Origin of the sequence: Micromonospora sp. FIMYZ51, from assembly GCF_038246755.1 — a bacterium.
Taxonomy (GTDB): Bacteria; Actinomycetota; Actinomycetes; order Mycobacteriales; family Micromonosporaceae; genus Micromonospora.
The window spans coordinates 6988473-7012988 of record NZ_CP134706.1 but is presented as its reverse complement, the minus strand read 5'-3'; the positions used below and the strand labels follow the sequence as shown (position 1 = coordinate 7012988).

Sequence of the window (24516 nt, the reverse complement as noted above, 5' to 3'; positions counted from 1 at the left end):
CCGCTAGAGACGGAACACGACGACCGAGCCGATCTCCTCGCGGGTGATGCCCAACGCGTCGACCGGCGCGTTGATGCTGACCTCCCACGGCGTGCCGGCGATCTGGTTGCGCAGCACCAACACGTTGCGGACGCCGAGGGTACGCAGATAGTCGACGCTGACCTGGTCGGGGAAGGTCATCGTGACCCGGCGTACGTCGTTCAGTTGGCGGGGCGTGAAGCCGCTACCCCCGTTGACGATCTGCTGGAACCGCGTCGTCGACCAGAGCATCACCGGCTGGTCGTGGTTCTGCCCGCTGGGCAGCACCAGCAACGGACCGTCGACCGTACGCATGGCGGCCGGCTGCCGTGGCACCACCGGGTGCGGCGTGGTGTTGGTCCCCTCGGCGATGACCAGCAGCAGCGGAACCAGGGTGGCCAACCGAAGCCACGGGCTCGGCCAGGACGGGATCCGTTCGGCCGAGATCTCCCGGACCCGCTCGGCGAACGCCGCGACCGCGCCGGCCGCGAGCAGCCCGAGTAGGAGGGTGGCCCACAGCATGAGCCGTCCCGGCGTACGAATTCCGGACCAGCCCGGCAGGTATTCGAAGAGCGGCGTGTAGGTGAAGCGACCGCCGAAGAACTCGGTGCCCATCGACAGCGTCATCGTCACCAGCACCCCGGCGAGCAGCAGTAGCCGGTGACGGACCTTCCAGATCGAGAAGAACAGGCCACCGGCGGCGAGCGCGTAGAGCACGAAGCCGGGCAGCAGGGTCATCTCCGGGTGCCAGGGCAGGAGCGAGCGGGCACCCTCGTGCAACCCGCCCCAGATCCGCGACTCCGCCGGGGCGGTGACGAAACCGCTGACCGGGGGCGAGAAGACGGAGATGTCGCCGATGCTGCGTTCGGCCTGGGGATGCAGGTGGGTGACGGTGAAGTACGGCATGGCCAGCAGCACGCCGGCCCCGGCGAAGATCAGACCACCGATCACGTCGGCTGCGAAGAGGCGCTGACCGAAGGGCCGCTTCACCCGCCGGAAAATCCGCTTCGCGTACCAGACGACGACGCTCACGAGCACCGCGCCGGCGAGGAAGTACGCGAACGGCAGGCCGATGCCGAAGCCGAGGCTCAGCTGCCAGGTCGCCACCAGCCAACCGGTGTAGACCCAGCCCTCGTGCCGGCGCTCGGGTCGGTAGCCGTGCCGCAACGACCAACCGTGGCCACGGGCGAGCATGGCCAGCGCCAGCGGGATGCCGCCGTTGGAGATCACGTGCAGGTGACCGGCCTGAGCCAGCAGCCACGGCGCGTAGGCGTAGCTGGCCCCCGCCACGGCGGAGCCGACCCGTCCCGCCCCGAGTTGCCGAGCCAGCACGTACGCGCCGAACGTGGCGAGCGCGTGCGCCAGCACGAACATGATGTTGTAGCGGACGAGCGCGGCTTCCGGCCCAATGCCGATCATGCCGGCCGGCGCGTAGCCGAGCAGGGTGTCGGAGAAGGCGAAGCTCCAGCGTTCCGGGAAGAACGCGTTCGCGTGCCACAGTTGGCTGGGATCGGTCAGCAGGATATGCCCGGACCAGGCCATCTGCCACGCCTGGAGGCTCGGGTCCCAGTAGTCCTGCGGCAGCGTGTGCCGGGCATAGCGCAGCGTCGGCCAGGTCATCAGCACGGCCAGCGCGAGCGAGCCGAGGGCGGCCAGGGTCCACTCGTGGATCAGGAATCGGCCGATCCGCCGGCCCGTCCGTCCGTACCAGGTCGGTACCGGCTCGGGAGCTGGCCCGAAGGAAGCCCAGGGATCCTTCTCGGCGTCGTCCGCCGGATCCTTGTCCCCGCCGGACCCGGCCTGGTCGGCCTTGCTGCCACGCCGGCCAGGCCAGCGCCGCCACCATCGCCCAGCCTTGTCCTTGTCGACGGTGTCCGCCGCGGCCCCGTCCTCGCCCACCTCGCTCTTGCCGGCCCCATCCTTGTCGGCCTCGCTCTTGCCGGCCGCACTCTTGCCGGCTGCGCCGGGCCCGCCCTCGCTCTTGTCGGTCTCGTTCTTGTCGGCCGCACTCTTGCCGGCTGCGCCGGGCCCGCCCTCGCTCTTGTCGGCTGCGCCGGGCCCGCTTTTGTCAGCCCCGCTTCCGCCGGCTTCGCTCTTGCCGGCCTTGGGCTTGCCGGCCTTGGGCTTGTCGGCCTCGGGCTTGCCGGCCGGGGTGGTTCCGCCCTCGCCGGTCTCGCTCTCGCCGTTCCCGCCGGTCTTGTCGGCCGGGGTGGTCGTGCCGCTGTCGGCGGTGGCGTTCTTCGGTCCGTCCTGGCTGGCTGCTCGCCCGTTCCCGGCGTCGCCGTCGGGGTCGCCGCTCTTGTCGGACCTGTCCTCGCTGACCGCGCCCGCGCTGTCCCGGTCGCCGCCGGTCGTGCCCTTCCTCATCGCGCCGACGTCTCCCCGCCGAGCTGTCCGCGCAGGAAGTCGATGTCGCCACTCTGCCCGGCTGCACCGCCCGGCGTCTCCACGATGACCGGTGCCCCCGCCGCCCGGATCACCGCCACCACCAGCTCCGGGTCGATGGTCCCGCCGCGCAGGTTGTCGTGCCGGTCACGACCCGACCCGAAACCGTCCTTCGAGTTGTTGGCGTGGATGAGGTCGATCCGCCCGGTGATCGCCTTCACCCGGTCGACCAGGCCGAGGAGTTCCTCTCCACCCGCGTGGGCGTGGCAGGTGTCGAGACAGAAGCCGACCTGCTGGTCGCCGACGGCGTCCCACAGCCGGGCGATCGCGTCCAGCCGGCGAGCGCAGGCGTTCTCGCCGCCAGCGGTGTTCTCGATCAGCACCGGCAACCCGAAGCCGCCCGACTCCTGCGCGTACGCCAGGGCCTTGCGCCAGTTGTCGAACCCGGCGGCGGGGTCGTCGCCGGAACTGACGTGCCCGCCATGCACCACCAGCCCCTTGGCGCCGATGGCCGCCGCCGCCTTGGCGTGCGCGAGCAGCAGCTTCCGGCTCGGGATCCGGATGCGGTTGTTGCCGGTGGCGACGTTCACCACGTACGGCGCGTGCACGTAGATGTCCACGGCCGCGGTGCGTAGCCGCTCCGCGTCTGCGCGGGGCTGCGGCGCCTTCCAACCCTGCGGGTCGGAGAGGAAGAACTGCACGGCGTCGGCGGCACGGGCGGTCGCCTCCGCGAGCGGGTCCGTGGGATCGACGTGGGCTCCGATACGCATGCAGGCGAGCCTACGTCGCGAGGGCGACAGCCGGGGTTAGGCCCGTCGGGTGGGCTCGCGTTACCGCCCGCGACCAAAGTCGTTGATACCGATGGATCCGACACCCGGTACGCCCGACGTTTCCAGCCGGCCGGTCGAACCCTCCGGATCGACAACTCTGGGCCAGTCGAGAATATTGTCGGTAATTCCAGGATTTGCCCCATCGTCCGTCCGCTTCCGCGATAACGTCAGGTAACAACGCGATAAAGCTCCGCGGGGCGTCTCTGGTCCAACCTCATCGGTGTGGTCGTTCCTCCCCAGGTCCCACCCAAGGAATGCGGACGAGGCGCCCCGCGGTCATGCCATCCGGGGGTCCGGGTCGACAGCGAGGTCGACCGGGCCCCCGGATTCGTTGCGCCCCCAACCTCGCTGCTGGTGATCGTCCGGGCCGGGTATCCTGGTCCGGTTGTCCGCTCCCGGGACCGGGTCCACCGGAACGGGACGGTCACGACGCACGACCTCCTGCCACGGAAGGACCGTGGCCGCTTAGCCCACAGGAGGTGAGCACGTCTTGCGTCATTACGAGATCATGGTGATCCTCGACCCCAGCCTCGAGGAGCGCACCGTCGCCCCGTCGCTCGACACGTACCTGAACGTGATCAGGACCGCGGGTGGCTCGGTGGAGAAGACCGACGTGTGGGGCCGCCGGCGCCTCGCGTACGAGATCAACAAGAAGGCCGAGGGCATCTACGCCGTCGTCGACCTCCAGGCGACGCCGGAGGCCGTGGCTGAGCTGGACCGCCAACTCCGGCTCAACGAGTCCGTGCTGCGCACCAAGGTCATCCGGCCGGAGATGCGCTAAGCATTCCACCCGCCCCACCCGGACAAGCCTCATCGGTGCTGTCGGAGGGTTCTGGGAACCTGTACGACGTACGGATGAGTGCGCGAGGAGATGGTCATGGCAGGAGACACCACCATCACGGTCATCGGCAACCTGACCGATGACCCCGAGTTGCGGTTCACCCCCTCCGGGGCAGCCGTCGCCAAGTTCCGGGTCGCCTCGACGCCCCGGTTCATGGACCGGGCCTCCGGCGAGTGGAAGGACGGCGAGCCGTTGTTCCTCTCGTGCACCGTCTGGCGGCAGGCCGCAGAGCACGTGGCGGAGTCGCTCCAACGCGGTGCCCGCGTGATCGTGTCGGGCCGGCTGCGTCAGCGGTCCTACGAGACGCGCGAGGGTGAGAAGCGCACCGTCATCGAGCTGGAGGTCGACGAGATCGGCCCGTCGCTGCGCTACGCCACGGCGAAGGTGCAGAAGATGTCCCGCTCCGGCGGCGGTGGCGGCGGCTTCGGTAGCGGCGGTGGTGGTGGTCAGGGCGGCGGCGGAGGCAACTTCGACGACCCCTGGGCTTCGGCTGCACCAGCCCCCTCCCGTTCGGGTGGCGGCAACTTCGATGAGGAGCCACCGTTCTAATGGCGCCGAGCGCCCGTGATCGTAAACCAGGAGCAAGAGCAATGGCGAAGGCTGCGGCACTGCGCAAGCCGAAGAAGAAGGTGAACCCGCTCGACAAGGACGGGATCACCTACATTGATTACAAGGACACCGCGCTGCTGCGCAAGTTCATCTCCGACCGCGGCAAGATCCGCGCTCGGCGGGTGACCGGCGTCACCTCGCAGCAGCAGCGGCAGATCGCCCGTGCGGTCAAGAACGCCCGTGAGATGGCGCTCCTGCCGTACACCGCGACGGCCCGCTGACAGGAGACACCGACATGAAGATCATCCTGACTCAGGAGGTGTCCGGGCTCGGTGCCCCGGGCGACATCGTGGAGGTCAAGAACGGCTACGGCCGTAACTACCTGCTCCCGCAGGGCTTCGCGATCGCCTGGACCAAGGGCGCGGAAAAGCAGGTCACGCTCATCAAGCGGGCCCGCTCGGCCCGGGAGATCCGCGACCTCGACCACGCCAACGAGGTGAAGGGCCAGCTCGAGGGCCTCAAGGTGAACCTGAAGGCTCGCGCCGGCGACGGCGGTCGGCTCTTCGGCTCGGTCACCTCGGCCGAGATCGTCGACGCCGTCAAGGCCGCCGGTGGTCCTTCGCTGGACCGGCGCCGGCTGGAGCTGGGCGGACACATCAAGTCCGTCGGCTCGCACCCGGTGCGGATCAAGCTGCACCCCGAGGTGACCGCCACCTTCAACCTCAACGTCGTGCAGGGCTGAGACCCCGCCGACCGCTCGTGACCGGGCCCGCACCGTCCATCGGTGCGGGCCCGCTCGCGTCCCGGCATGGCCCAGCTAGTGGCGCACGGACCCGGCGGCCCGGTACGCCATCCGCGCCTCGACGAGCCGACGGCCCGGATCAGCCGATGGGCTGACCGGTCACCGCACTGATCATCACGGTGGACAGACCGCCACCGACCACCGCGGCGGCGAGCGCGATCGTGGTCGACTTCCAGGTGGTACCCACTCGCCGCAGCAGCATCGCGACCACCAAACTGCTCGCCAACGCCAACCCGAAGCGCGGTATCCCCGCCACCATCGCGCCGAACGCCCGAGCCCGTTGCGAGTCGCACCCACCGCCACTGATGTCGGTCACACACCCCACCGGGGGCGAGCCGTCGAGCGTCAACAGCCAGACGAAGATCACCATCGCCGGCAGGACGTAGCACGCCGCGGTGTAGAGCAGCGGCAGCCACGGACCACCCGGATCCGGGTCGAGCAGGTCGTCCTCCAGGCGACGGTTCCAACTGCCGGTACCGACCGCCTCGATTCCCCGCCGTACGGCCGCAATGCCGACCGGCCGGACCGGCGGAGCCGGCGCGGCCCGCCGCCGTGGTGCCGCGCGCGGACGCGGCGCGGTGTAACCGACCACCGGCGAACGCGGTGCGGACGCACTCGCGTCAACCCAACGTGGATCGTCCCCGGCCAGCCGGGTACCCGGCCAGAAACCCTCCCGCGCCGGTTCCGGTTCGGCCGACTCCGCCCAGGACCACTGTCCCGCGCCGGACGTCGCACTCGACCGCGGCGGCTCCGTACGATCCCACCGGTCCGGGCCGGACCGCCGGTAGGACTCCGGCTGCCGGCGCTGCCCGGCCGCCTCGGCGTCGCGCTCCCACTGGCCGGTGGCGTCGGCATCGCGCTCCCACTGGCCGGTGGCGTCCGCGTCGGGTTGCCGCCACTGACCCGTCCGATCAGGCTCCAGCCACTGGTCCGTGTCGGCCGCCCGCAACCACTGGCTGGTGCTGTCGGCGTCCCAGGGATCGGTGGGTTCCGCATCGGCGCGGCGGTCGACCCCTGCGGGTTGCTGCCAGGCGTGCAGGCCAGAAGCATCCCACGGGTCCACCGCCGGCTGGCTCTCCGGCCGCGCTGCGCGGCTGCGTGGCTCTGCCGCCCGTTCCCAGGGCTCCGCCGCCCGTTCCCACGGGTCCACCGCCGGCTCGGCGGCCGGCTCGACCGCCCGTCTACGGCGCCGCGTGGGCGACTCGGCGGCCGGCTCCGCGTCAGCCGCCTGCTGCGCCTCATCTTCAAGCGTCGACCAGGTCACCTGGCGGCGGCGCGACTGCGCCCGACGGGGACGGCTCCGGGGCGCCACCCCGGAGACCGGATCGTCCTCCTCGGCCCGGCGGCTACCGACGTACCCCTCTTCCGACGGGCGGTCGAAGGTCCACTCCCGGGTGTGGTCGGACACCGGCTCGGCAGCGGAATCGCGCCAACTCGGCTCGGCCGTCCGCCGGCTCCGGCCGGTCTCGGTGTCGGCCGCCCAACGGCTGCGGGGGCTCTCGATGTCGGCGTCCCGCCGGCCTCGGCCGCTCTCGGTGGAGCGCCAACTGCCTGCGTAACGCCGTCGGTCCGCGTCGTCGTCGTCATCGTCGTCGTCCGGGGCGGCGTGCCGGCCGCCACCGTCGACACTGCGTACGCCCGACTCCAACGCCCAGCGCGGCAGGTACGACTCCTCCGGCTCATCCTGACCACGCTCGATGGCGCGGCGCCGGCTCGGGGTGCGGTATCGCTCGGCGGATGACTCGTAACGCTCGGCCGGGGACTGGTCGACGGGATCGGCCCACCGTCGTTCGAGCGGGCCATCCTCCCCGCGTGCCCAGTCCCGGTAACTCACGGCCGGAGCGTGACCCTTCTCAACCGAAAGCGCAATCCGCTGTCCAGGTGTAGCCGTAGAGCACAGATCCTACGGGACTATCAGGACAAAGCCCTACTCGAAAGTTACGTCCACAGCATGGGGATAGTACCTGCCCAGGTCAGCGACGTGAGGGGCCAGATTCCCCATCGGTTATCCACATCCTGTGCACAGCCTGCACACACCTTCACCCACCGGCATCCACAGGTTGTCCCGAGGCTCGTCCACCGCCCTGGTTGAGTGGCTGACCTCGGGTTCCGTATGGTTAGCCCCCGACCGGCCGCCCGATGGCCCCCGATCGACGCGGACGGTCGACGTTGTCGCACCCGGGCGATAAGCCTGGAACCGATCCGACGCAGTGGAGGGGGGCCCGAGTGTCGGTCACCGACGACATGCGGACGGAGTCGTTCCCTGGCGGTGGACCACCCTCCGGCCCGCCACCCCGCGATGGCCAGTTCGACAAGACGCCACCCCAGGACGTCGCCGCCGAGCAGTGCGTCCTCGGGGGCATGCTGCTGTCCAAAGACGCCATCGCCGACGTCGTCGAGATCCTCAAGACCAACGACTTCTACCGGCCGGTGCACGCCACCATCTTCGACACCATCCTGGAGATCTACGGCCGGGGTGAACCAGCCGACGCGATCACCGTCGCGGCAGCCCTGGCGGACTCCGGCGACCTGGCCCGGATCGGCGGCGCGCCCTACCTGCACACGCTTATCGCGAGCGTGCCGACCGCCGCTAACGCGGCCTACTACGCGCGCATCGTCAGCGAGCGGGCCGTGCTGCGGCGGCTGGTCGAGGCCGGCACCCGGATCGTGCAGCTCGGCTACGGCACCGGGGGCGGCGGAGGCAGCCGCGACGTCGACGACATCGTCGACCTGGCCCAGCAGGCCGTCTACGACGTGACCGAGCGCCGGGTCAGCGAGGACTTCGCCGTCCTCGCCGACATGCTCCAACCGACCCTCGACGAGATCGAGGCGGTCGGTGCCCAGGGCGGCGTGATGACCGGCGTACCGACCGGCTTCACCGACCTGGACCGCCTGCTCAACGGCCTGCACGCCGGTCAGTTGATCATCGTGGCGGGGCGGCCTGGCCTCGGCAAGGCGCTGGCGCTCGACACACCGCTGCCGACCCCGACCGGCTGGACCACCATGGGTGACGTGCAGGTGGGCGATCAGCTTCTCGGCGCTGATGGCCTGCCCACGACCGTCACCGATGCCTTCGAGACACGCTATGACCGCCCCTGCTATGAAGTTGAGTTCTCTGACGGGTCGACAATCGTCGCTGATGCCGAGCACCTGTGGAAGACGACAACCAGGGCCATGCGGCGGGGTGTTGCCGCAGCCCCCCGCACCTTCAACCGGTCACCGGAAGCCGGGCATCAACTGCGTCGCCTTGCGGCTGGTCCGGCTGCCGGCGACATGGTCACCGCTGTCCGGGGGTACCGGACAGCGGTAACCACCCCTGCTCCCCGCGTCCACCCGGTGCGCGACCGGTATGGCGCGCTGCTGAACCGAGTAGCGGGTTGGGACGCAGCCATAGTGGCTGCACGGCAGTCCCAGGTGGTGACCACTGAGCAGATCATGGCCACGCTCAGGACGCAGAGCACTGACCGCCGACTGAACCACGCCGTGGTGAACGCCAAGCCCATCCAGTTGCCGGAACGGCTCCTTCCGGTCGCGCCGTACACCCTGGGTGCGTGGCTCGCGGACGGGCACAGTGCGGGAAGCCGGATAACGACCGCCGACGCGGAGCTACTGCGGTCAGCCGGAGTGCTGAACAACAAGCACATTCCCCGCCAGTACCTTCGCGCCAGTGAGCGACAGCGCCGCGCACTTCTCGCTGGACTGCTGGACACCGACGGCACCGTCGGCGCGTCGGGCGACGTGCAGTTCACCACGACGGCGCTGCGGCTGGCAGACGACGTCTACGAGCTGGTTGTCAGCCTGGGATATCGCTGTTCGGTAACCCGGAAGGTTGTGCAGGGCCGAACCTGCGAGTCCTCCATCGCATACACCCTGAACTTCACGACAACGGACGAGGTGTTCGGCCTGTCGCGGAAGCGTGAGGTGCACCTGGCGCGTCGGCGCGGTGACAGCAGCGCCCGGACCGGCAGCCGGTACATCGTTGATGTTCGTCCGGTACCGAGCGTCCCGGTCCGCTGCGTGACCGTCGACAACGAGGACCACCTGTACCTGGCCGGTCGGTCGATGATCCCGACTCACAACAGCACCGCGAGCATGGATTTCGCGCGCAACGCCGCTATCAGAGCGAACCAGGCGGCGGCGATCTTCTCGCTGGAGATGAGCAAGGTCGAGATCGTCATGCGGTTGCTCTCCGCCGAGGCGCGGGTGCCCCTGCACGTGCTGCGCAGCGGGCAGCTCTCCGACGACGACTGGACCAAGCTCGCCCGGTGCATGGGCGAGATCAGCGAGGCCCCGCTCTTCGTCGATGACACGCCGAGCATGAACCTGATGGAGATCCGGGCCAAGGCCCGCCGGCTCAAGCAGCGGCACGACCTCAAATTGATCGTGGTCGACTACCTCCAGCTGATGACCTCGCCGAAGCGCACCGAGAGCCGGCAGCAGGAGGTCGCGGACCTGTCCCGGGGCCTCAAACTGCTGGCCAAGGAGGTCGAGTGCCCGGTCATCGCGGTAAGTCAGCTGAATCGTGGCCCCGAGCAGCGTACCGACAAACGCCCCCAATTGTCCGATCTGCGCGAATCGGGGTCTATAGAACAGGATGCCGACGTTGTCATCCTTCTGCACCGTGACGACTATTATGACAAAGAGTCGCCGCGGGCCGGGGAAGCGGATTTTATAATCGCCAAACACAGGAATGGTCCGACCGATACGGTGACCGTGGCAGCCCAGCTACACCTGTCGAGATTCGTGGACATGGCAATCGTGTGAGCCGATTCGAAAACCGGTTGTCGCCGGACCAGATAGCGGCGGTTCATCGTGCGGCTGGTGGCGAAAGCCTCACAGCGATCGCAACGTCATACGGCGTAACCAGGCAGGCGATCCGAGGGCTCCTTCGTAGACGCGGGATCCCGGCTCGAACGAGGGCTAAGCTGGCCGAGCCGCAACGCGCCGAAGCCGTCCGGTTGTATCTGCAAGGGCTGCCTCTTGCGGAGTTGGCGAGGAGATTCGGCTTCACGGAACCGGGCATGCGTGGATTGTTGCTGCGTCGGGGAGTAACCCTGCGAAAAACGGTGCACACGTTGAACCATGACGCATTCGATGACTTGACACCCGAGGCGAGTTACTGGCTTGGTTTCCTCTTTGCGGACGGCTGCGTAGCCTACCGTGCTGGTCATCTACCGCAGATATCCGTCGGGCTGGCAGTGAAAGATAGTGATCATTTGCGTTCGCTGTGGTCCTTCCTTGGATCAACTAGCAGCATCTCGGCGCCAAGTCCGACCCACGGATCATGCCAATTCTCGGTGCGCTCTTAGCAACTAGCGGAGCGCGTGATTACGCTCGGCAGGTACCAAGGTGAGATCGATAATCAATTGTGTGCCTCCCGAGATTTCTGGCGTGGAGTAGTCGATGGGGATGGGTCGCTTGGTTTGTACCCGAGAAGCAGGTCGAGCAGCTTGAAGTTTCCCCAGTTCAGGCTCGTGGGGAGTCGGCGCTTACTTTCTTCCTTCGTGGACTTTCTCAAGGATCACGAGATTCGCAACCTCACGGTACGTTCCCACAAGACAATTTATACAGTAGGGACGACGTGCAATCCGGCTGAGAAAATAGTCTCCTTGCTCTACGTCGGCGCAAGTGTCGCCCTGCCGCGCAAAGCGGCGATCGCTCAGGAGATTCTCGCCAATACGGCATGCGCTAAGCCTCAGCGAGTCCTCAGCCGAGCACCGGGAAGCGGTCGGTCAGGTGGCCGAGTTGCCGGCGTTCCAGGTCGCTGAGTGCGTGAGACCCGGTGGCCTTGAGGAGGTACTCGTGGTCGTCCCAATAGGGCGGTCGGCGGGGTGCCACACCGAGCTGACCGCGTCCACGGTAGCCGGTGCGTCGGCGGGGCTGGCCAGTGCGACGAGCGCCCGCTGCGCGTCGCAGACCAGGTGGAAGAGCAGGTCGGCGACGAGCCAGCCGTGGCACCGGGTGATCCGTTGCAGGTCGGCGTCGTCGAGGTCGGCGACCGCCTCGGTGACGCCGTGGTAGGCGTTGGCCAGGGCGATGTGCGAACCTCGGGACCCCATACCGGCAGCGTCCCACATCTGGGGCCGGTCGGCTCGGGCCACGCACGGCGGTGGGGCCGGGTGACCGGGCCGGCCAGGGTGGCGGCCCGGTCACCGGGGGACGTGTCAGCTGGGGTGCCGGCTGTCCAGGCTCAGCCGAACATGTCGTCCAGGAAGCTCTTGCGCTTCTTCCGACGGTAGTGGCCGTGGTAGCCGTAGTGCTGATGGCCGTACGCCGGAGCCGGGGCCGGGTAGCCGGGCGGTGGGGGCGGCGGCACGGCGCCGTAGCCGGGCTGGTGCGGCGCGGGTGCGGGCGGCGGCTGGTAGCCGCCGCGCGGTGCGGCGGGCTGGGGTGGGGGCGGCGGGGCCTGCTGGGCGCTCCAGTTGGCCTCCGCCTCGAACAGCTTCTCCAGCTCGCCACGGTCGAGGAAGATGCCCCGGCACTCGCCGCACTGGTCGATGACGACGCCGCTGCGCTCGTACTGGCGCATTTCTCCGTGACACTTGGGACAGGTCAGGCTCATTATCCGAAGGTACCTGGTCGGTTCATCCGGCAGCGGCCAGCGCGGCCGTCACCTCCTCGTCGGAGACCTCGTGGAAGTCGTCGTAGTATGCCCCGACCGCGCCGAAGTCGGGTGGTCGTTGGGCGCAGATCACCTGGTCGGCCTCGGCGGCGAGCATCTCGTACGCCTCGTCGGAGCCGACCGGAACGGCGACCACCACGCGGTGCGCGCCGAGTTGGCGGGCGACCTGAACGGCTGCGCGGGCGGTCGCGCCGGTGGCGAGCCCGTCGTCGACGATGACTGCGGTGCGACCGGCCAGGTCCAGCGGTGGGCGGCCGGCTCGGTAGAGCCGCTCCCGCCGGTCCAGCTCTGCCTGCTCGCGATGCTGGACCTCGGCGATGTCCGCCGGGTCGACCTGGGCGGCGACGGTGTCGTTGAGGACGCGTACGCCGCCGGGGCCAAGTGCCCCGAAGGCGACCTCCGGGGCCAGTGGCATGCCGAGCTTGCGTACCACCAGCACGTCCAGTGGTACGCCGAGCCGTTCGGCGACGACTCGGGCCACCGGCACGCCGCCGCGTACCAGTCCGAGCACGACGACATCGGGTTCGCCGATCAGTGCGGCCAGCCGGTCGGCAAGTGCCCGGCCGGCCTCGGCGCGGTCGCGGTAAGTGGTCATGCCTTCAGGTCTACGCTCCGCCGGCCCTCTTCGCTCGCCGGTTGCCGGATCTCGGGAGGTGCCAGCGCGGGTGCCCAGAGTAGGAACGCGATCGGGTACAGCAGGTAGCCGAAGCGGGTGGTGGGCATCAGCAGGATGGCCGCGAGGAGCCCGTACCCGCAGATCAGCGCTGCGGCGTGGGCGGTGCGGGGCGGACGGCGGGCGAGCCGGACGGCGATCATCAGCCCGGTGCCGATCAGCAGCGCCCCGGCAATCGTCCGGCCGGCCGGCAGCGTGCTGGCGATCAGGTGCCCGGGGAAGGGTGACTGGGCTGGGCTGGCGACCAGGCCGTGCCCGAGTGGAAACCGCAGCACGTTCTCCACCAGTGCCTCCGCGTCGACCAGCAGGGTGGGCAGCAGTGCGGCGGCGGGTAGCCCCAGCGCGCCGACCGCGACCCGCAGGCCAGCTCGGCGGGTGATGCCCCAGATGATCAGCACCAGGCCGACCGGCCAGGCGAAGAGCTTGAGGGCACCGGCCAGTCCGACGGCGATGCCGGCGCGGCCGGGACGTGCGGCGGCGGCGTAGCCGAGGGCGAGCAGGCAGAGCGCGAGTACGGGTAGGTCGTCGCCCCCGGTGGCCAGGGTGAGCGCGCAGATCGGCAGGACGGTGGCGGCCTGCACGGCGCGGAGCAGGAGTGCGTCGTGCCGGGTCGGGCCGGCGGTGCGGGGTCGCCGGAGGAGGCGCACGGCGAGGAGGAGGAACAGCGTGGTGCCGATGGCGAACCAGACCCGGGCGTCGGTCCACCAGGTGTCGGCCAGCGCGCGGGGTAGCCCGAACAGTGCCATGCCCGGCTGGTACGGGGTGTAGCCGAGGAGCTGGTCGTCGGGGTGCAGCGCGGCGATCGCGTCCGGCCCGAGGTAGGGCGTGCCGCTTTCCCACAGTCGTCGTCCGGAGTCCTCGACGACGAGTACCTCCTCCTGTGCCCGATCGGTCCGCCCGGCGGCTCGTTGGACGGCCTGTGCGATCAGGGGCGCCACGGCGGTGCCGGCGAAGGCCAGGGCGGCGACCAGCCAGCGGGCCGGTACGCCGACGAGCGGGGCGGCCGGCCGGTGGCGACGCAGGAGGAGCTGGCTGGCTGCGGCGAGCGTGGCGGCGAGGTAGCCCAGTGCGGCGATGCTGCCCCAGGCGCGGTGCGGGGTGAGGGTGGAGGTGGCGGCGGTGACCGCCGCGAAGGCGGCCGAGGCGGCGTAGAGGCCGAGGTCGAGCGGGAGGCCGCCGCCAGCGGAGTCGATTCGGTGCCACCAGCGGGGGCGGAGATCGGTCGCGGTGCCGGTGCGCATTCGGTCGAGTGTGTCAGGCCGGCTGATGGCGGTTGCGGGCCCCCGGTCGGCGGCCGGGAGGTAGCCGGACCACCGCCCCGGCATCGTGTAGCGGAGCGGCGAGGACGCCGGGACGGCCGCCCGCGCCCCGGTGGAGTGCCGCCAGCAGCGTTCCGGTGGCCAGAGGCCGGGCGAAGAGGTGGCCTTGGCCGGCGGTGCAGCCGAGTTCCCAGAGGGCCCGGCGCTGGGCCTCCCGTTCCACTCCTTCGGCGACCACCGCCAGGTCGAGGCTGCGGCCGAGATCGAGGGTGGAGCGGACGATGGCGGCGGCTTCGGTGGAGGACTCCATCGCGGTGACGAAGCTTCGGTCGATCTTCAGCTGGTGCACCGGGATCCGGGAGAGCAGGGAGAGCGAGGAGTAGCCGGTGCCGAAGTCGTCCAGGGCGAGCCGGATGCCGGAGTCGCGTAGCCGGGTGAGCACCTGGTCGACGACGTCGAGTTGGCTGAGGGTGAGGGTTTCGGTCAGCTCCAGCACCAGCCGGTCGGGGGGCAGGTGGTGGGCGCGTAGGCGGGCCAGCACCGCGCTGGGGAATCGGGCGTCGAGCAGGCTGCGGGGGGAGACGTTCACCGCCACCGGGACGTCGAAGCCGGCGTCGCGCCAGGTGCCGGCGGCGATCAACGCCTGGTCGAGGATCGCCTCGGCGAAGGCGGGGAGCAGCCCGGAGCGCTCGACCGCCTCCAGGAAGCGCAGCGGGTCGATCATGCCGTGGGTGGGGTGGCGCCACCGGGCCAGTGCCTCGGCCGCGATGACCTCGCCGGTGCCGAGGTCGACGATCGGCTGGAAGTTCACGGTGAATTCCTGGTCGGCGACGGCGCGGGGTAGTTCGCCGCCGAGCGTGAGCCGGCCGAGGTCGGCGGTGTCTCGGGCCGGCAGGTAGGTGGCGATCCGTTGGCCGGCGCGTTTGGCCTGGTACATCGCGACGTCGGCGCGGCGCAACAGTTCGACCATGCCACCTGCGGACGGGGCGATGGCGATGCCGCCGCTGGCCTCGACGCTGATTCGCATGCCGTCGATGTCGAACGGCTCGTGCAACGCGGCCAGCAGGGTCTCGGCGCGGTGCGCGGCCACCGCGGGGGCGGGCAGGGCTCGCAGGAGTACGGCGAATTCGTCGCCGCCGAGTCGGGCCACCAGGTCACCGGCGCGGGCGGCGGCGCGTAGCCGCTCGGCGACCTGGATCAGCGTCTGGTCACCGGCGGCGTGCCCGAGGGTGTCGTTGACCTCCTTGAAGTGGTTGAGGTCGATCAGCACCAGCGCGGTGACTCCGTCGGCGTGCCGGTTGTGTAGTTGTTCGTTGCCCTCGTCGAGCAGGTGGCGTCGGTTGGCCAGGCCGGTGAGGGCGTCGTGTGCCGCGGCGTGCGCGTGGGCCTGGGCCACCCGGGCGAGTTCGGCGTACGCCTGGGCGTTGCGTACCGCCGTGCAGAGTGCCGAGGCGAAGGTGTGCAGGGTGTAGCGCTCTCGTTCGTTGAGTTGCACCGGGCTGTGGAAGCGCAGCCGCAGCACGCCCACATCGACGGACCTGTCGTGTCCTTCGAGGCGGGCGGAGACGACCGCGCCGGGCGCTGCGGGTGCCTCGCCGGCTGGTCCGTCGTAGTCGACGCGGTCGGAGCCGCCGCGTACGAGGCGGGCGCCGTCGCGGAGTTCCACCTCCACCTCGTCGGCGGAGAACAGTTCGGCGGCCCGGGTGACCGCGGTGGTGAGCACCGCGTCCAGTTCGACGACGTTGAGTGCGTCGGTGGTCTGGGCGAGTCGCTGCCATGCCTGCTGCTCGGTGCGGCCGCGGACCCGGGTGGAGTAGGCGAGGTGCAGGCTGAGCACGAGCGGTGGTACGGCGAGCAGGAGCCGGGGGTCGGCGTGGAGGATGAGCAGGCTGCCGACGGCGACGAAGAAGCGTACGACGTAACCCGCGACTCTGAGGTCGAGGTTGTTGCGGAAGCTCTGGAAGATGGGCGTGCCGGAGGCCAGGGCGATCACGGGGATCGCGAGGATCTCGTCGAGCAGGACAGCGACGAGGTAGGCCACCGCGAGTGGTGCGATCAGTCGCCATGGGTCGCCGGCGAGGCCCTCCCAGCCGGTGGCGTTGAGGGCAGCACCGGCGCCGACGGCCATCAGGATGTTCTTCCCGACGCCGAAGGCGAGCTTGATCGGCGGCAGTTGCAGGGAGGCCAGGGCCACGCCGGCAGCGGTGCAGAGCACCACCCAGGAGGTCGGCGCGAGCGCCAGGGCGATGACCAGTGCGGTCTCGTTCCAGCTGATCAGGTGCTTGGTCGACCGGATCCGGATGGGCGTGTTGGCCAGGGTGCCGACGGCACTCAAGAAGATCAACATCGCCAGCGCGGAGAGCTCGTTGAGGGGGGTGGTCAGGGGTGCGGCGGACGCCACCAGGCTTGAGACCACCACCGCCGCCGCAGCGGCCACGACGACGAGACCGACTAGCAGCGTGAGCCGCCGATCGGTCTCATTGTCTCGTTTCAAGAGATGGATCATGCCACTCCTGACGGCCGACTCCACCGTGGTGACAGCCTACCGTCAGCGGTCCGAAGTCCCGAGAAACAGATCATCCCCAGTCGTTGCCGCGCATGCCAGCCTCCTTGAATCTCAAGCCCCAGCTCTCCGAGGAGATTTCCTGCGGTGACGAGAAAGACGTTAAGTCGTGGCAGGTCGGTCAAGCCAGAATAAATGTGACAATACGCAGAATTAGCCAATAGCATGACTATCCATAACGTTCCGTCATAGCGAGATATGCGGAGCGCATCGGAGATACGGGTCCTCCGGTGCCTTCCTGGGTGGTACCCGTGCAGGTAATTCACGCCACCGTCACCGCGGATTCTCGTACTGAAAGGCGGGGTGACGCCACTCCCCCGGGGGAGTGTTTGTTGTCAGCTGCCGGGTTGGCTGCGCATTGTTAAGGTTCGACCACGCGAAATGCTCTCCCGACAGGAGCCCGGGGAATGTGAAGATTGAGATGCTTGGCGGCCTTCGAGTGGCGTTCGATGGATCGAGGGTCGACCTGGGCACGCCGAAGCAGCGCACCGTGCTGGCCATGCTGGCGATGCGACCTGGGCGGACGGTTGCCTTGGAGGAGTTGGTCGACGAGATCTGGCCGACCGGTCCGCCCCGCTCGGCGGTACCCAACGTCCGGACGTACGCCGCAAACCTGCGGCGTGCCTTCGAGGCGTACGACACCGGCAAGGGTGTCCTCGTCCGGCAGGGCAACGGCTACCGCCTGGACGTCACCGCGCAGGAGGTGGACCTGCTCGGTTTCCTCGATCAGCTCGAACAGGCCCGCCGGCTGGCCGCTGGCGGGCAGGTGGAGCCGGTGCGGTCGCTCCTGGGGCAGGCGATGTCCCGGTGGATCGGGCCACCCCTCGCCGGGATTCCGCTCGGTCCGAATCTGCGGGCCCAGGTGGCCGCCGTGCAGGAGCAGTACCTGCTTGCGGTCGAGTTGTCCGCCGGGATGGCCCTCGAGGCGGACCAGGTCGACGAGGCGATCCCGCTGCTGCGCAGCGCGGTGGCGGCCCAGCCGTTCCGGGAACCGGTGCTGCTGCTGCTGATGCGGGCGCTGCGTCGCCGTGGCGACGTTGCCGGCGCGATCTCCGTCTACCGCTCGGCCGCTCGCGCCATCGCCACCGAACTCGGCGTGGCGCCGGGAGCGGATCTTCGGCAGCTGTATCAGGAGTTGGTCGCGCACCCACCCCAGCCGATCGGCGGCGGCCGGCAGGAGGCGCCGGCAGCCGGGCCGTCGGCGACCGGTGCGCACCGGCCCGACCGGCATGAGTGGGACTGGCTGCCCAGGCCGGTGGCCGACTTCGTCGGCCGGGCCGAGGTGGTGGATCGGATGGTGGCCAAGACCCGGGCCGCCGGTGGGACGCAGCCGGTGATCCACCTGATCGACGGGATGCCGGGCAGCGGCAAGACCACCCTCGCCGTGCATGTGGCCCGCCAGTTGCTGGAGTGGTGCCCGGACGGCCAGCTCTACATCGATCTGCGCGGTCACCAGGACGACAACCTGGTCGAGCCGGCCAGCGCCCTGGTGGCCCTGCTGCGCCAGTTGGGCGTACCGGCCGGCCGGATTCCGATCGATCCGGAGGAACGTCGGGCGCTCTGGCGGCGTGAGCTCTCCTCCCGGCGGGTCGTCATCGTGCTCGACAACGCGGCGGACAGCAGGCAGGTGGTTCCGCTGCTACCCGTGGCCTCCGGCTCGGTCGTGCTGGTCACCTCCCGGCGACGGCTTGTCGACCTGGACGTGGGGCCACCCGAGTCGCTGCCCGTGCTCTCGCCCGAGGAGGGGTTGCGGCTGCTGACCGCCAGTGCCGGGGCGGACCGGGTGCGGGCCGAACCCGAGGCGGCGGCGGAGATCGTTCGCCGTTGCGGGCATCTGCCGCTGGCGATCCGGCTGGTCGGGTCACGCCTGGCCCATCGGCGCACCCGTCGGCTGGCCGACCTGGTGCGCCAGTTGACCGTGGCGGAGCCGAACCTGGCGACCTTCGGCATGGGGGACCGCAGCGTCGCCTCGGCGTTCGGTGCCTCGTACGAGCCGCTGCACGAGGTGACCAAGCGGGTGTTCCGGCTACTCGGGCTGCATGCCGGCTACTTCGACGTGACGATGGTCGCCGCGATGGCCGGGCTGTCCCACGCGAAGGCCGGCCAGATCCTCGACGACCTGGTTGATCGGCACCTGGTGGAGGAGTCGGAGAGCGGTCGCCACCGGATGCACGATCTGGTCCGCCAGTACGCCCGGCAGCGGTGCCTGGAGACCGATTCCGCCGAGCTGCGGCGGGCGGCTCTGGCCAGCCTCTTCGATGTCGTGCTGCACCTCTCGATCGCGGCTGGGGAGACGCTGAACCGGATCGTGGACGTCCGGGAGGACGTCGGTAGCGCAGCGCCGGAGCGCCCGGATCTGTTGCCCGCTCCCGGCACCGTCGACGTCGGTTGGCTCGAACGGGAACGCAGCAATCTGATCCTGCTGATCGAGATGGCGAGCGAGTACGGATTCGAAGGTTACGCCTGGAGAATGGCCCGGGTGCTGTGGCGCTTCTTTTATGTGCGCGGCTATTTCGAGGACATTCTCCGTACCCACGAATTTGGGCTCGCCGCTGCGGAGCGGTCCGGAAATCTTCCGGCGATGGCTTCGATGAACAATTATCTGGCTTCGGCGTTGACCAAGACGGGTTCGTATCGTCGGGCGATCAAGTGTCTCGAGGCTGCCCTGATCATCGGTCAGAAGTCCAACGACAAGCTCGCGATCGCGAAGGTCCGTGGCAACCTCAGTGTCGTCTACTGGGCGATGGGTGATCTGGAGCGCGCCGCGGCGCTCGGCACGGAGGCGTTGCGCGACCTGCCGTTGAAGTACATGAACCGGGTCCGGATACATCTGCCGAACATCGGGCTCGCCATGGCCTCGATGGGGCGTTACCGGCAGGCGCTGCGGGCCCATCGGTCGCACCTGTTCTGGGCCCGGGTGGAGGGGGACCGCTACCAGATCGCCAACGCGCTCAGTCACATAGCTGCGGTGCGGGTGCGGCAGGGCGACCACCGGCAGGCGCTGCGCCTGCTGGGGTCCGCCCTGGTCCTCTACGATCGGACCGGCCACCGCTACGGCGAGGCCGACGCGCGCAACATGATGGGTGTCGCGTACCGGCACGCGGGCCTGTTGGCGCAGGCGCGGCGGCAGCACGAACTCGCCCTGGCGGTGATCGCGGACTCCGCCGAACGGCAGGCGGAATGCGGTGTCCTGAACGAACTCGGCCTGACGCTGGCGGCCAGCGGCGACCGGGACGCGGCGATGCAGGTGCATCAGCGGGCGCTCGCCCTGGCGATTCAGATCGACAGCGCGTACGAGCAGGGCCGCGCCCTGGCCGGGCTGGCCGAGCACTTTCTCGCCATCGATCCCGGACAGGCCCGCCGTCATTGGGAGCGGGCGCTGGCGATCTTCCGCCGAATGGGGGTACCGGAGCGGTTCGAGGTCGAGCGCCGGCTGGCCGAAACAGTTACCACCGGACCCGGCAACTCCTGACCGGACGGGCCGCGTTGCCACAAATGCGGGGCCGGCGGTGCTCCTTATCGATTTCTTATCGCCGGGGTGGCTAGCGTCCGTCTGTTCGCCTACGGGGGAGATCCGGCTGCTGCCGGATCTCATGGGCGGCCCCCGCCGTCTGGTGTCCCCCAGCCACCGGACAGCGGGTCGGTAATCGGCAGGGGGCGGCACGGTCCGGTGCCGCCCCTCCGAACGCTTCGACGGGCTTCGTCGGACCCGGCGGGTAGGCTCCCGACCGTGACCGAACCCGCCCAGCTCACCCACGTCGATCAGACCGGCGCGGCGCGCATGGTCGATGTCTCCGCCAAGCAGGTCACCGGCCGCTCGGCGATCGCCGCCGGCCGGCTGCGCACCACCTCCGAGGTGGTCGAGTTGCTGCGCCGCGACGGGCTACCCAAGGGCGACGCGCTCGCGGTCGGGCGGATCGCCGGCATCATGGGCGCCAAGCGCACCCCCGACCTGATTCCGCTCTGTCACCCGATCGCGCTGCACGGTGTGACGGTCGACCTGTCGCTGACCACCGACACCGTCGAGATCACCGCGACCGCTCGGACCGCCGATCGCACCGGCGTGGAGATGGAGGCGTTGACCGCCGTCGCGGTCGCCGGGCTGACCCTGGTCGACATGGTCAAGGCGGTCGATCCGGCGGCCAGCGTCGACGCGGTCCGGGTGCTGTCCAAGGAGGGCGGCAAGACGGGCCGGTGGGAGCGCCCGGCGAACCGGCCGTGATCCGCGCCCGGGTGGTGGTGGCGTCCAACCGGGCCGCCGCCGGCGTCTACGCCGACACCAGCGGTCCATTGCTCGTCGCCGGCCTGCGTGAGCTGGGCTGCTCGGTGGACGAGCCGGTGGTGGTGCCCGACGGCGAGCCGGTCGGCCAGGCGATCCGCGCGGCTGTGGCGGACGCCGTGGACGTGGTGCTGACCAGCGGCGGCACCGGGATCACCCCTACCGACCGCACCCCTGACGTGACGCGCGACCTGCTCGACTACGAGGTCCCCGGCATCGCGGAGGCGATCCGGGCCCGCAGCCGCGACAAGGTGCCCACCGCGGTGCTGTCCCGGGGAGTGGCCGGCGTGGCCGGCCGCACGCTTGTGGTGAACCTGCCCGGCTCGTCAGGTGGGGCCCGCGACGGCCTCGCCGTGCTGGGGCCGATTCTCGCCCACGCCGTCGACCAGTTGCGCGGTGGCGACCACCGGCGCAGCGGTTAGGCTCGCCCGGTGGGCTCGATGAGAACGGACATGGCATCCGCCGCCGACCCGGTCGCGCCACCGCCGGCCGGTTGGCAGGAGGCGCGGTCCCGGGTGTACGCGGTCGGCCTGGCCGCCGCACTGCCGATCGTCGAGCGCCCGCTCGCCGAGGCCGACGGGCACACCCTCGCCGAACCGCTTACCACCCGCACCGACCTGCCCGCCTTCCCGACCTCCAGCGTGGACGGTTGGGCGGTCCGGGGCGCCGGTCCGTGGCGGATCGTCGGCCGGGTGCTGGCCGGCTCGGCACCGGCCCCGCTGACCGAGGACGGCACGACTGTCGAGATCGCCACTGGCGCGATGGTGCCGGAGGGCACCTCCGGCGTGCTGCGGGTGGAGGAGTCGACGCGTACCCCGGATGGTCTGGTCGAGGGTGCGCCGCGTGCCACGCCGGACTGGCGGCAGCCCGGCGAGGAGGCGTCCGCCGGTGAGGAACTGCTGCCCGCCGGTGCCCCGGTGGACCCGGCGATGATCGGTCTGGCCGCCTCCTGCGGCCACGACACGCTACGGGTACGTCGGCAACCCCGCGCCGCGCTGCTGGTCTTCGGCGACGAGTTGCTGACCGCCGGTCCGCCCGGAGCCGGCCGGGTCCGCGACGCGCTCGGCCCGGCGCTGCCGGCCTGGCTGCGCCGGTACGGCTGCCAGGTCCGCCCGACCGACGTGGTGGGTCCGGTCGCCGACACGCTGCCCGCCCACGTGGCCGCCCTGCGCACCGCGTTGGCCGGCGCCGACCTGGTCTGCACCACCGGTGGCACGATGCACGGCCCGGTCGACCATCTGCACCCCGCGCTGGCGGCGCTGGGTGCGGACTACGTGGTCAACACGGTCGCGGTTCGGCCCGGCTTTCCCATGCTGCTGGCCCGGCTGGTCGGCACCGACAATCGGGTCCGATTCGTCGCCGGCCTGCCCGGCAACCCGCAGTCCGCAATCGTCGCTCTGGTCTCGCTTGTCGCCCCGCTGCTGGCCGGGCTCGCCGGCCGGGCGATGCCGGTCCTGCCGCACACCACGCTCGCCGAGCCCATCGCGGGCCGGGGTGACTACACCCACCTGGCTCTGGTCCGCCGCGATCCGGTGACCGGCACGGCCCGACCGGTCCGGCATGTCGGCTCGGCGATGCTGCGCGGGCTCTCCCTCGCCGACGGGTTCGCGGTGATCCGACCCGGCACCACGGGCCGAGCCGGTGACCAGGTGCCGGTCGTACCGCTGCCACTGCTGCCCGGGGAGCGGGCATGGTGATCGTGCTCGGTGGGGTCACCGACCAGCCGCTGGATCTCGCCGCGCACGAGGCGGCGGTCGCCGACCACCGGGCCGGCGCGGTGGTCTCGTTCGCCGGTGTGGTCCGCGACCACGACCACGGCCGCCCGGTGACCAGCCTGGAGTACGAGGGCCATCCCAGCGCCGAGCAGGTGCTGCGCGAGGTCGCCGACGAGATCGCCGCCGACCCCCAGGTGTACGCCGTGGCCGTGTCACACCGGATCGGCCCGCTCGCCATCGGCGAGATCGCCCTGGTGGCGGCGGTCAGCACCGCGCACCGGGCGGCCGCGTTCGCCGCCTGCGCACGCCTGGTCGACGAGGTGAAGGCACGGCTGCCGATCTGGAAACGACAGGTGTTCGCCGACGGCACCGAGGAATGGGTCAACTGTCCCTGAGGGTGCCCGGCCCGGCGATGCCCGGCACCGCCGCCGCGATGCCGGACGAGGCGTTCACCGGCGGGCGTACCGCATTGCGGTGCGCGCCATCCGGTCGGTGTGGAAGGCCGGTTCGGCACCGGGCCGCCAGGGCAGCGCGGCCACCAGCACGATCAGGGCCAGCGCCAGGGAGTTCTCCATAAGCGCGCCGAACAGGCCGTCGTGGTAATGCGAGACCTCCGGGAGCTGGTGTTCGTAGGGCCAGATCGGGGAGATCAGGAAAAGCAGGTAGAGCCCGAGGGCCGCGACACCGTGCCGGAGCCCGGTGAGCGTCGGGTACCAGATCGGCGGGCGGAGCGCGGAGAGCGCCGGTGGTCCGCCCTGCGGGCCCGGTGCGGTCCGCGGAACCGGCCCACGGCTGGCGTCATGGCGGCGTATCGCGTGGTCGACAAGCACGATGACGGCCGGGATCACCCAGACGAGGTGATGCGTCCAGGAGATCGGACTGATCACGTTGGCGGTCAGGCCGACCAGGGTGAAGGCGGTCAGCTCGTCGCCGTCGGAGTGGGCGTCGGCGGCCCGGGACAGGCCGAGCGCCAGCACCAGCACGGAGAACGCGAGCCAGAGCAGCCCGGGCGTCTCGATCGAGTCGTAGAGCCGGGCGAGCAACCCGGCAAGTGACTGGTTGGGCGTCATGTCGGCGGCGCCCACCCGCTCGGTCTGCCAGAGCACGCTACCGAAGTAGGCGCGGGACTCGGCGCCGACGATGCCGAAGCTGCCGAGCGTGACGCCGATGGTGGTGCCGATCGCGGTCATCGCGACCCGCCACTGCCGGGTGATCATCAGGTAGAAGATGAACAGGGCGGGCGTCAGCTTGACCGCGGTGGCCAGACCGATGCCGACGCCGGCCCAGGCGCCGCTGTAGATGAACCGCAGCAGTGGGCCGTCGCTCTCGCAGCTGTGGGTGCCGCGCCGGGAGCGCCAGCGCAGGGCGACCAGGTCGGCTATCACCAGAGCGAAGAGCAGCAGGTTGACCTGCCCGTAGCCGAGGGTCTCCCGGGTCGGCTCGATCGCCACGGCCAGCGGCGTGGCGATGGCCACCGTGTACCACAGCGGCCAGCCCATCCGGTCGACGATCGGGCGCAGCAGCGCGGCCAGCACCACGGCCAGGACGGCGATGCTGACCACGGCGTTCACCAGGCCGGCCGCCGCCACCGGGAGGTGCGCCATGGGCAGCATCGCCAGCCCGGCGAAGGGCGGGTAGGTGAATCCCAGGGTGGTGTCGGGCGCGACGAACTCGTACAGCTCATGGCCGCTCGCCCACCAGACCACCGCACCGTGGTAGATCTTCATGTCGAAGAAGTTGTACGGCCGCCCGAAAGCGCCGATGGCAAGCCATGCGGCGTAGGCGACGGCGGCCACGATGCCGACCCGTACGACTGTTCTTCGATCGATCCCACGCGTTACGCGGCGGACTGTGGCGAGGCGGTCCAGCCTTTCACCGACGCTCGCCGGCATGGCGTGGCCACCCCCGTACCAAGGTCGTCCTACCCGTCCAGGTCCGGTAGGGAGCCTAGAACGGCGCCTCACGTCATGCCTCCCGCGT

The 24516-nt window shown here is 70.3% G+C and carries 19 protein-coding genes; 10 read left to right on the top strand and 9 right to left on the bottom strand.

From position 1 onward, the window contains the following. Positions 1–3: 3 nt before the first annotated feature. Together QQG74_RS31430 and QQG74_RS31425 are read right to left on the bottom strand one after the other, a co-directional pair. The gene (locus QQG74_RS31430) at positions 4–2385 is read right to left on the bottom strand and encodes a hypothetical protein (protein ID WP_341718224.1); all 2382 of its coding nucleotides are present in this window, start codon (positions 2383–2385) and stop codon (positions 4–6) included. Further along, positions 2382–3173 (bottom strand): deoxyribonuclease IV, encoded by a 792-nt coding sequence (locus tag QQG74_RS31425; protein WP_341718223.1) that lies wholly within the window; start codon positions 3171–3173, stop codon positions 2382–2384. Before QQG74_RS31425 ends, QQG74_RS31430 begins: the two co-directional genes overlap by 4 nt. A gap of 550 nt (positions 3174–3723) precedes the next feature. On the opposite strand from QQG74_RS31425, the gene rpsF reads away from it, so the two are divergent. The 4 genes from rpsF (at position 3724) to rplI (ending at position 5365) form a co-directional block, all read left to right on the top strand. Then, complete coding sequence (gene rpsF / locus QQG74_RS31420) at positions 3724–4014, top strand: 30S ribosomal protein S6 (RefSeq protein ID WP_013736576.1); 291 nt, start codon at positions 3724–3726, stop codon at positions 4012–4014. 78 nt (positions 4015–4092) lie between these two features. Then, positions 4093–4623, top strand: a complete 531-nt coding sequence (locus QQG74_RS31415) for a single-stranded DNA-binding protein (RefSeq protein ID WP_341718222.1) — start codon at positions 4093–4095, stop codon at positions 4621–4623. Positions 4624–4664: 41 nt separating this feature from the next. Further along, the gene (rpsR, locus tag QQG74_RS31410) at positions 4665–4904 is read left to right on the top strand and encodes a 30S ribosomal protein S18 (RefSeq protein WP_007073789.1); all 240 of its coding nucleotides are present in this window, start codon (positions 4665–4667) and stop codon (positions 4902–4904) included. Between the two features lie 14 nt (positions 4905–4918). Then, a complete protein-coding gene (gene rplI, locus QQG74_RS31405; RefSeq protein ID WP_341718221.1) occupies positions 4919–5365 on the top strand; it encodes a 50S ribosomal protein L9 in 447 nt (148 codons plus the stop codon). Positions 5366–5504: 139 nt separating this feature from the next. On the opposite strand, the gene QQG74_RS31400 is transcribed toward rplI, so the two are convergent. Next, complete coding sequence (locus tag QQG74_RS31400) at positions 5505–7259, bottom strand: hypothetical protein (RefSeq protein WP_341718220.1); 1755 nt, start codon at positions 7257–7259, stop codon at positions 5505–5507. A 410-nt stretch (positions 7260–7669) separates the two neighbouring features. On the opposite strand from QQG74_RS31400, the gene dnaB reads away from it, so the two are divergent. Continuing rightward, the gene (gene dnaB / locus QQG74_RS31395) at positions 7670–10189 is read left to right on the top strand and encodes a replicative DNA helicase (protein WP_347344060.1); all 2520 of its coding nucleotides are present in this window, start codon (positions 7670–7672) and stop codon (positions 10187–10189) included. A 968-nt stretch (positions 10190–11157) separates the two neighbouring features. Here dnaB and QQG74_RS31390 read toward each other — a convergent pair. From QQG74_RS31390 to QQG74_RS31370, 5 genes are all read right to left on the bottom strand, one after another. After that, positions 11158–11484, bottom strand: a complete 327-nt coding sequence (locus QQG74_RS31390; protein ID WP_341718218.1) for a maleylpyruvate isomerase N-terminal domain-containing protein — start codon at positions 11482–11484, stop codon at positions 11158–11160. Positions 11485–11615: 131 nt separating this feature from the next. Continuing rightward, positions 11616–11990 carry a zf-TFIIB domain-containing protein gene (locus QQG74_RS31385; RefSeq protein ID WP_341721469.1) on the bottom strand — a complete coding sequence of 125 codons (375 nt, stop codon included), beginning with the start codon at positions 11988–11990 and terminating at the stop codon, positions 11616–11618. A 19-nt stretch (positions 11991–12009) separates the two neighbouring features. Further along, entirely contained in the window at positions 12010–12642 is a 633-nt protein-coding gene (locus QQG74_RS31380) for a phosphoribosyltransferase (RefSeq protein WP_341718217.1), read from the bottom strand. Beyond that, complete coding sequence (locus tag QQG74_RS31375; RefSeq protein ID WP_341718216.1) at positions 12639–13961, bottom strand: glycosyltransferase 87 family protein; 1323 nt, start codon at positions 13959–13961, stop codon at positions 12639–12641. Before QQG74_RS31375 ends, QQG74_RS31380 begins: the two co-directional genes overlap by 4 nt. Before the next feature lie 13 nt (positions 13962–13974). Continuing rightward, complete coding sequence (locus QQG74_RS31370) at positions 13975–16485, bottom strand: bifunctional diguanylate cyclase/phosphodiesterase (protein ID WP_341718215.1); 2511 nt, start codon at positions 16483–16485, stop codon at positions 13975–13977. A gap of 466 nt (positions 16486–16951) precedes the next feature. Here QQG74_RS31370 and QQG74_RS31365 point away from each other — a divergent pair, with 466 nt between their 5' ends. The 5 genes from QQG74_RS31365 (at position 16952) to QQG74_RS31345 (ending at position 22931) form a co-directional block, all read left to right on the top strand. Continuing rightward, positions 16952–20014, top strand: coding sequence for a BTAD domain-containing putative transcriptional regulator (locus QQG74_RS31365; protein WP_341718214.1), 3063 nt, complete (start codon positions 16952–16954; stop codon positions 20012–20014). A gap of 258 nt (positions 20015–20272) precedes the next feature. After that, positions 20273–20764: a cyclic pyranopterin monophosphate synthase MoaC gene (gene moaC, locus QQG74_RS31360; RefSeq protein ID WP_341718213.1), complete on the top strand. Its 492-nt coding sequence runs from the start codon at positions 20273–20275 to the stop codon at positions 20762–20764. Then, positions 20761–21243 (top strand): MogA/MoaB family molybdenum cofactor biosynthesis protein, encoded by a 483-nt coding sequence (locus tag QQG74_RS31355; RefSeq protein ID WP_341721468.1) that lies wholly within the window; start codon positions 20761–20763, stop codon positions 21241–21243. The genes moaC and QQG74_RS31355 overlap by 4 nt, the downstream gene beginning before the upstream one ends. 18 nt (positions 21244–21261) lie before the next feature. Then, positions 21262–22518: a molybdopterin molybdotransferase MoeA gene (locus QQG74_RS31350; RefSeq protein WP_341718212.1), complete on the top strand. Its 1257-nt coding sequence runs from the start codon at positions 21262–21264 to the stop codon at positions 22516–22518. Then, positions 22512–22931, top strand: coding sequence for a molybdenum cofactor biosynthesis protein MoaE (locus QQG74_RS31345; protein ID WP_341718211.1), 420 nt, complete (start codon positions 22512–22514; stop codon positions 22929–22931). The genes QQG74_RS31350 and QQG74_RS31345 overlap by 7 nt, the downstream gene beginning before the upstream one ends. A 54-nt stretch (positions 22932–22985) precedes the next feature. Here QQG74_RS31345 and QQG74_RS31340 read toward each other — a convergent pair whose 3' ends face one another. Next, positions 22986–24428, bottom strand: a complete 1443-nt coding sequence (locus tag QQG74_RS31340) for a glycosyltransferase 87 family protein (RefSeq protein WP_341718210.1) — start codon at positions 24426–24428, stop codon at positions 22986–22988. Positions 24429–24516 lie beyond the last annotated feature (88 nt).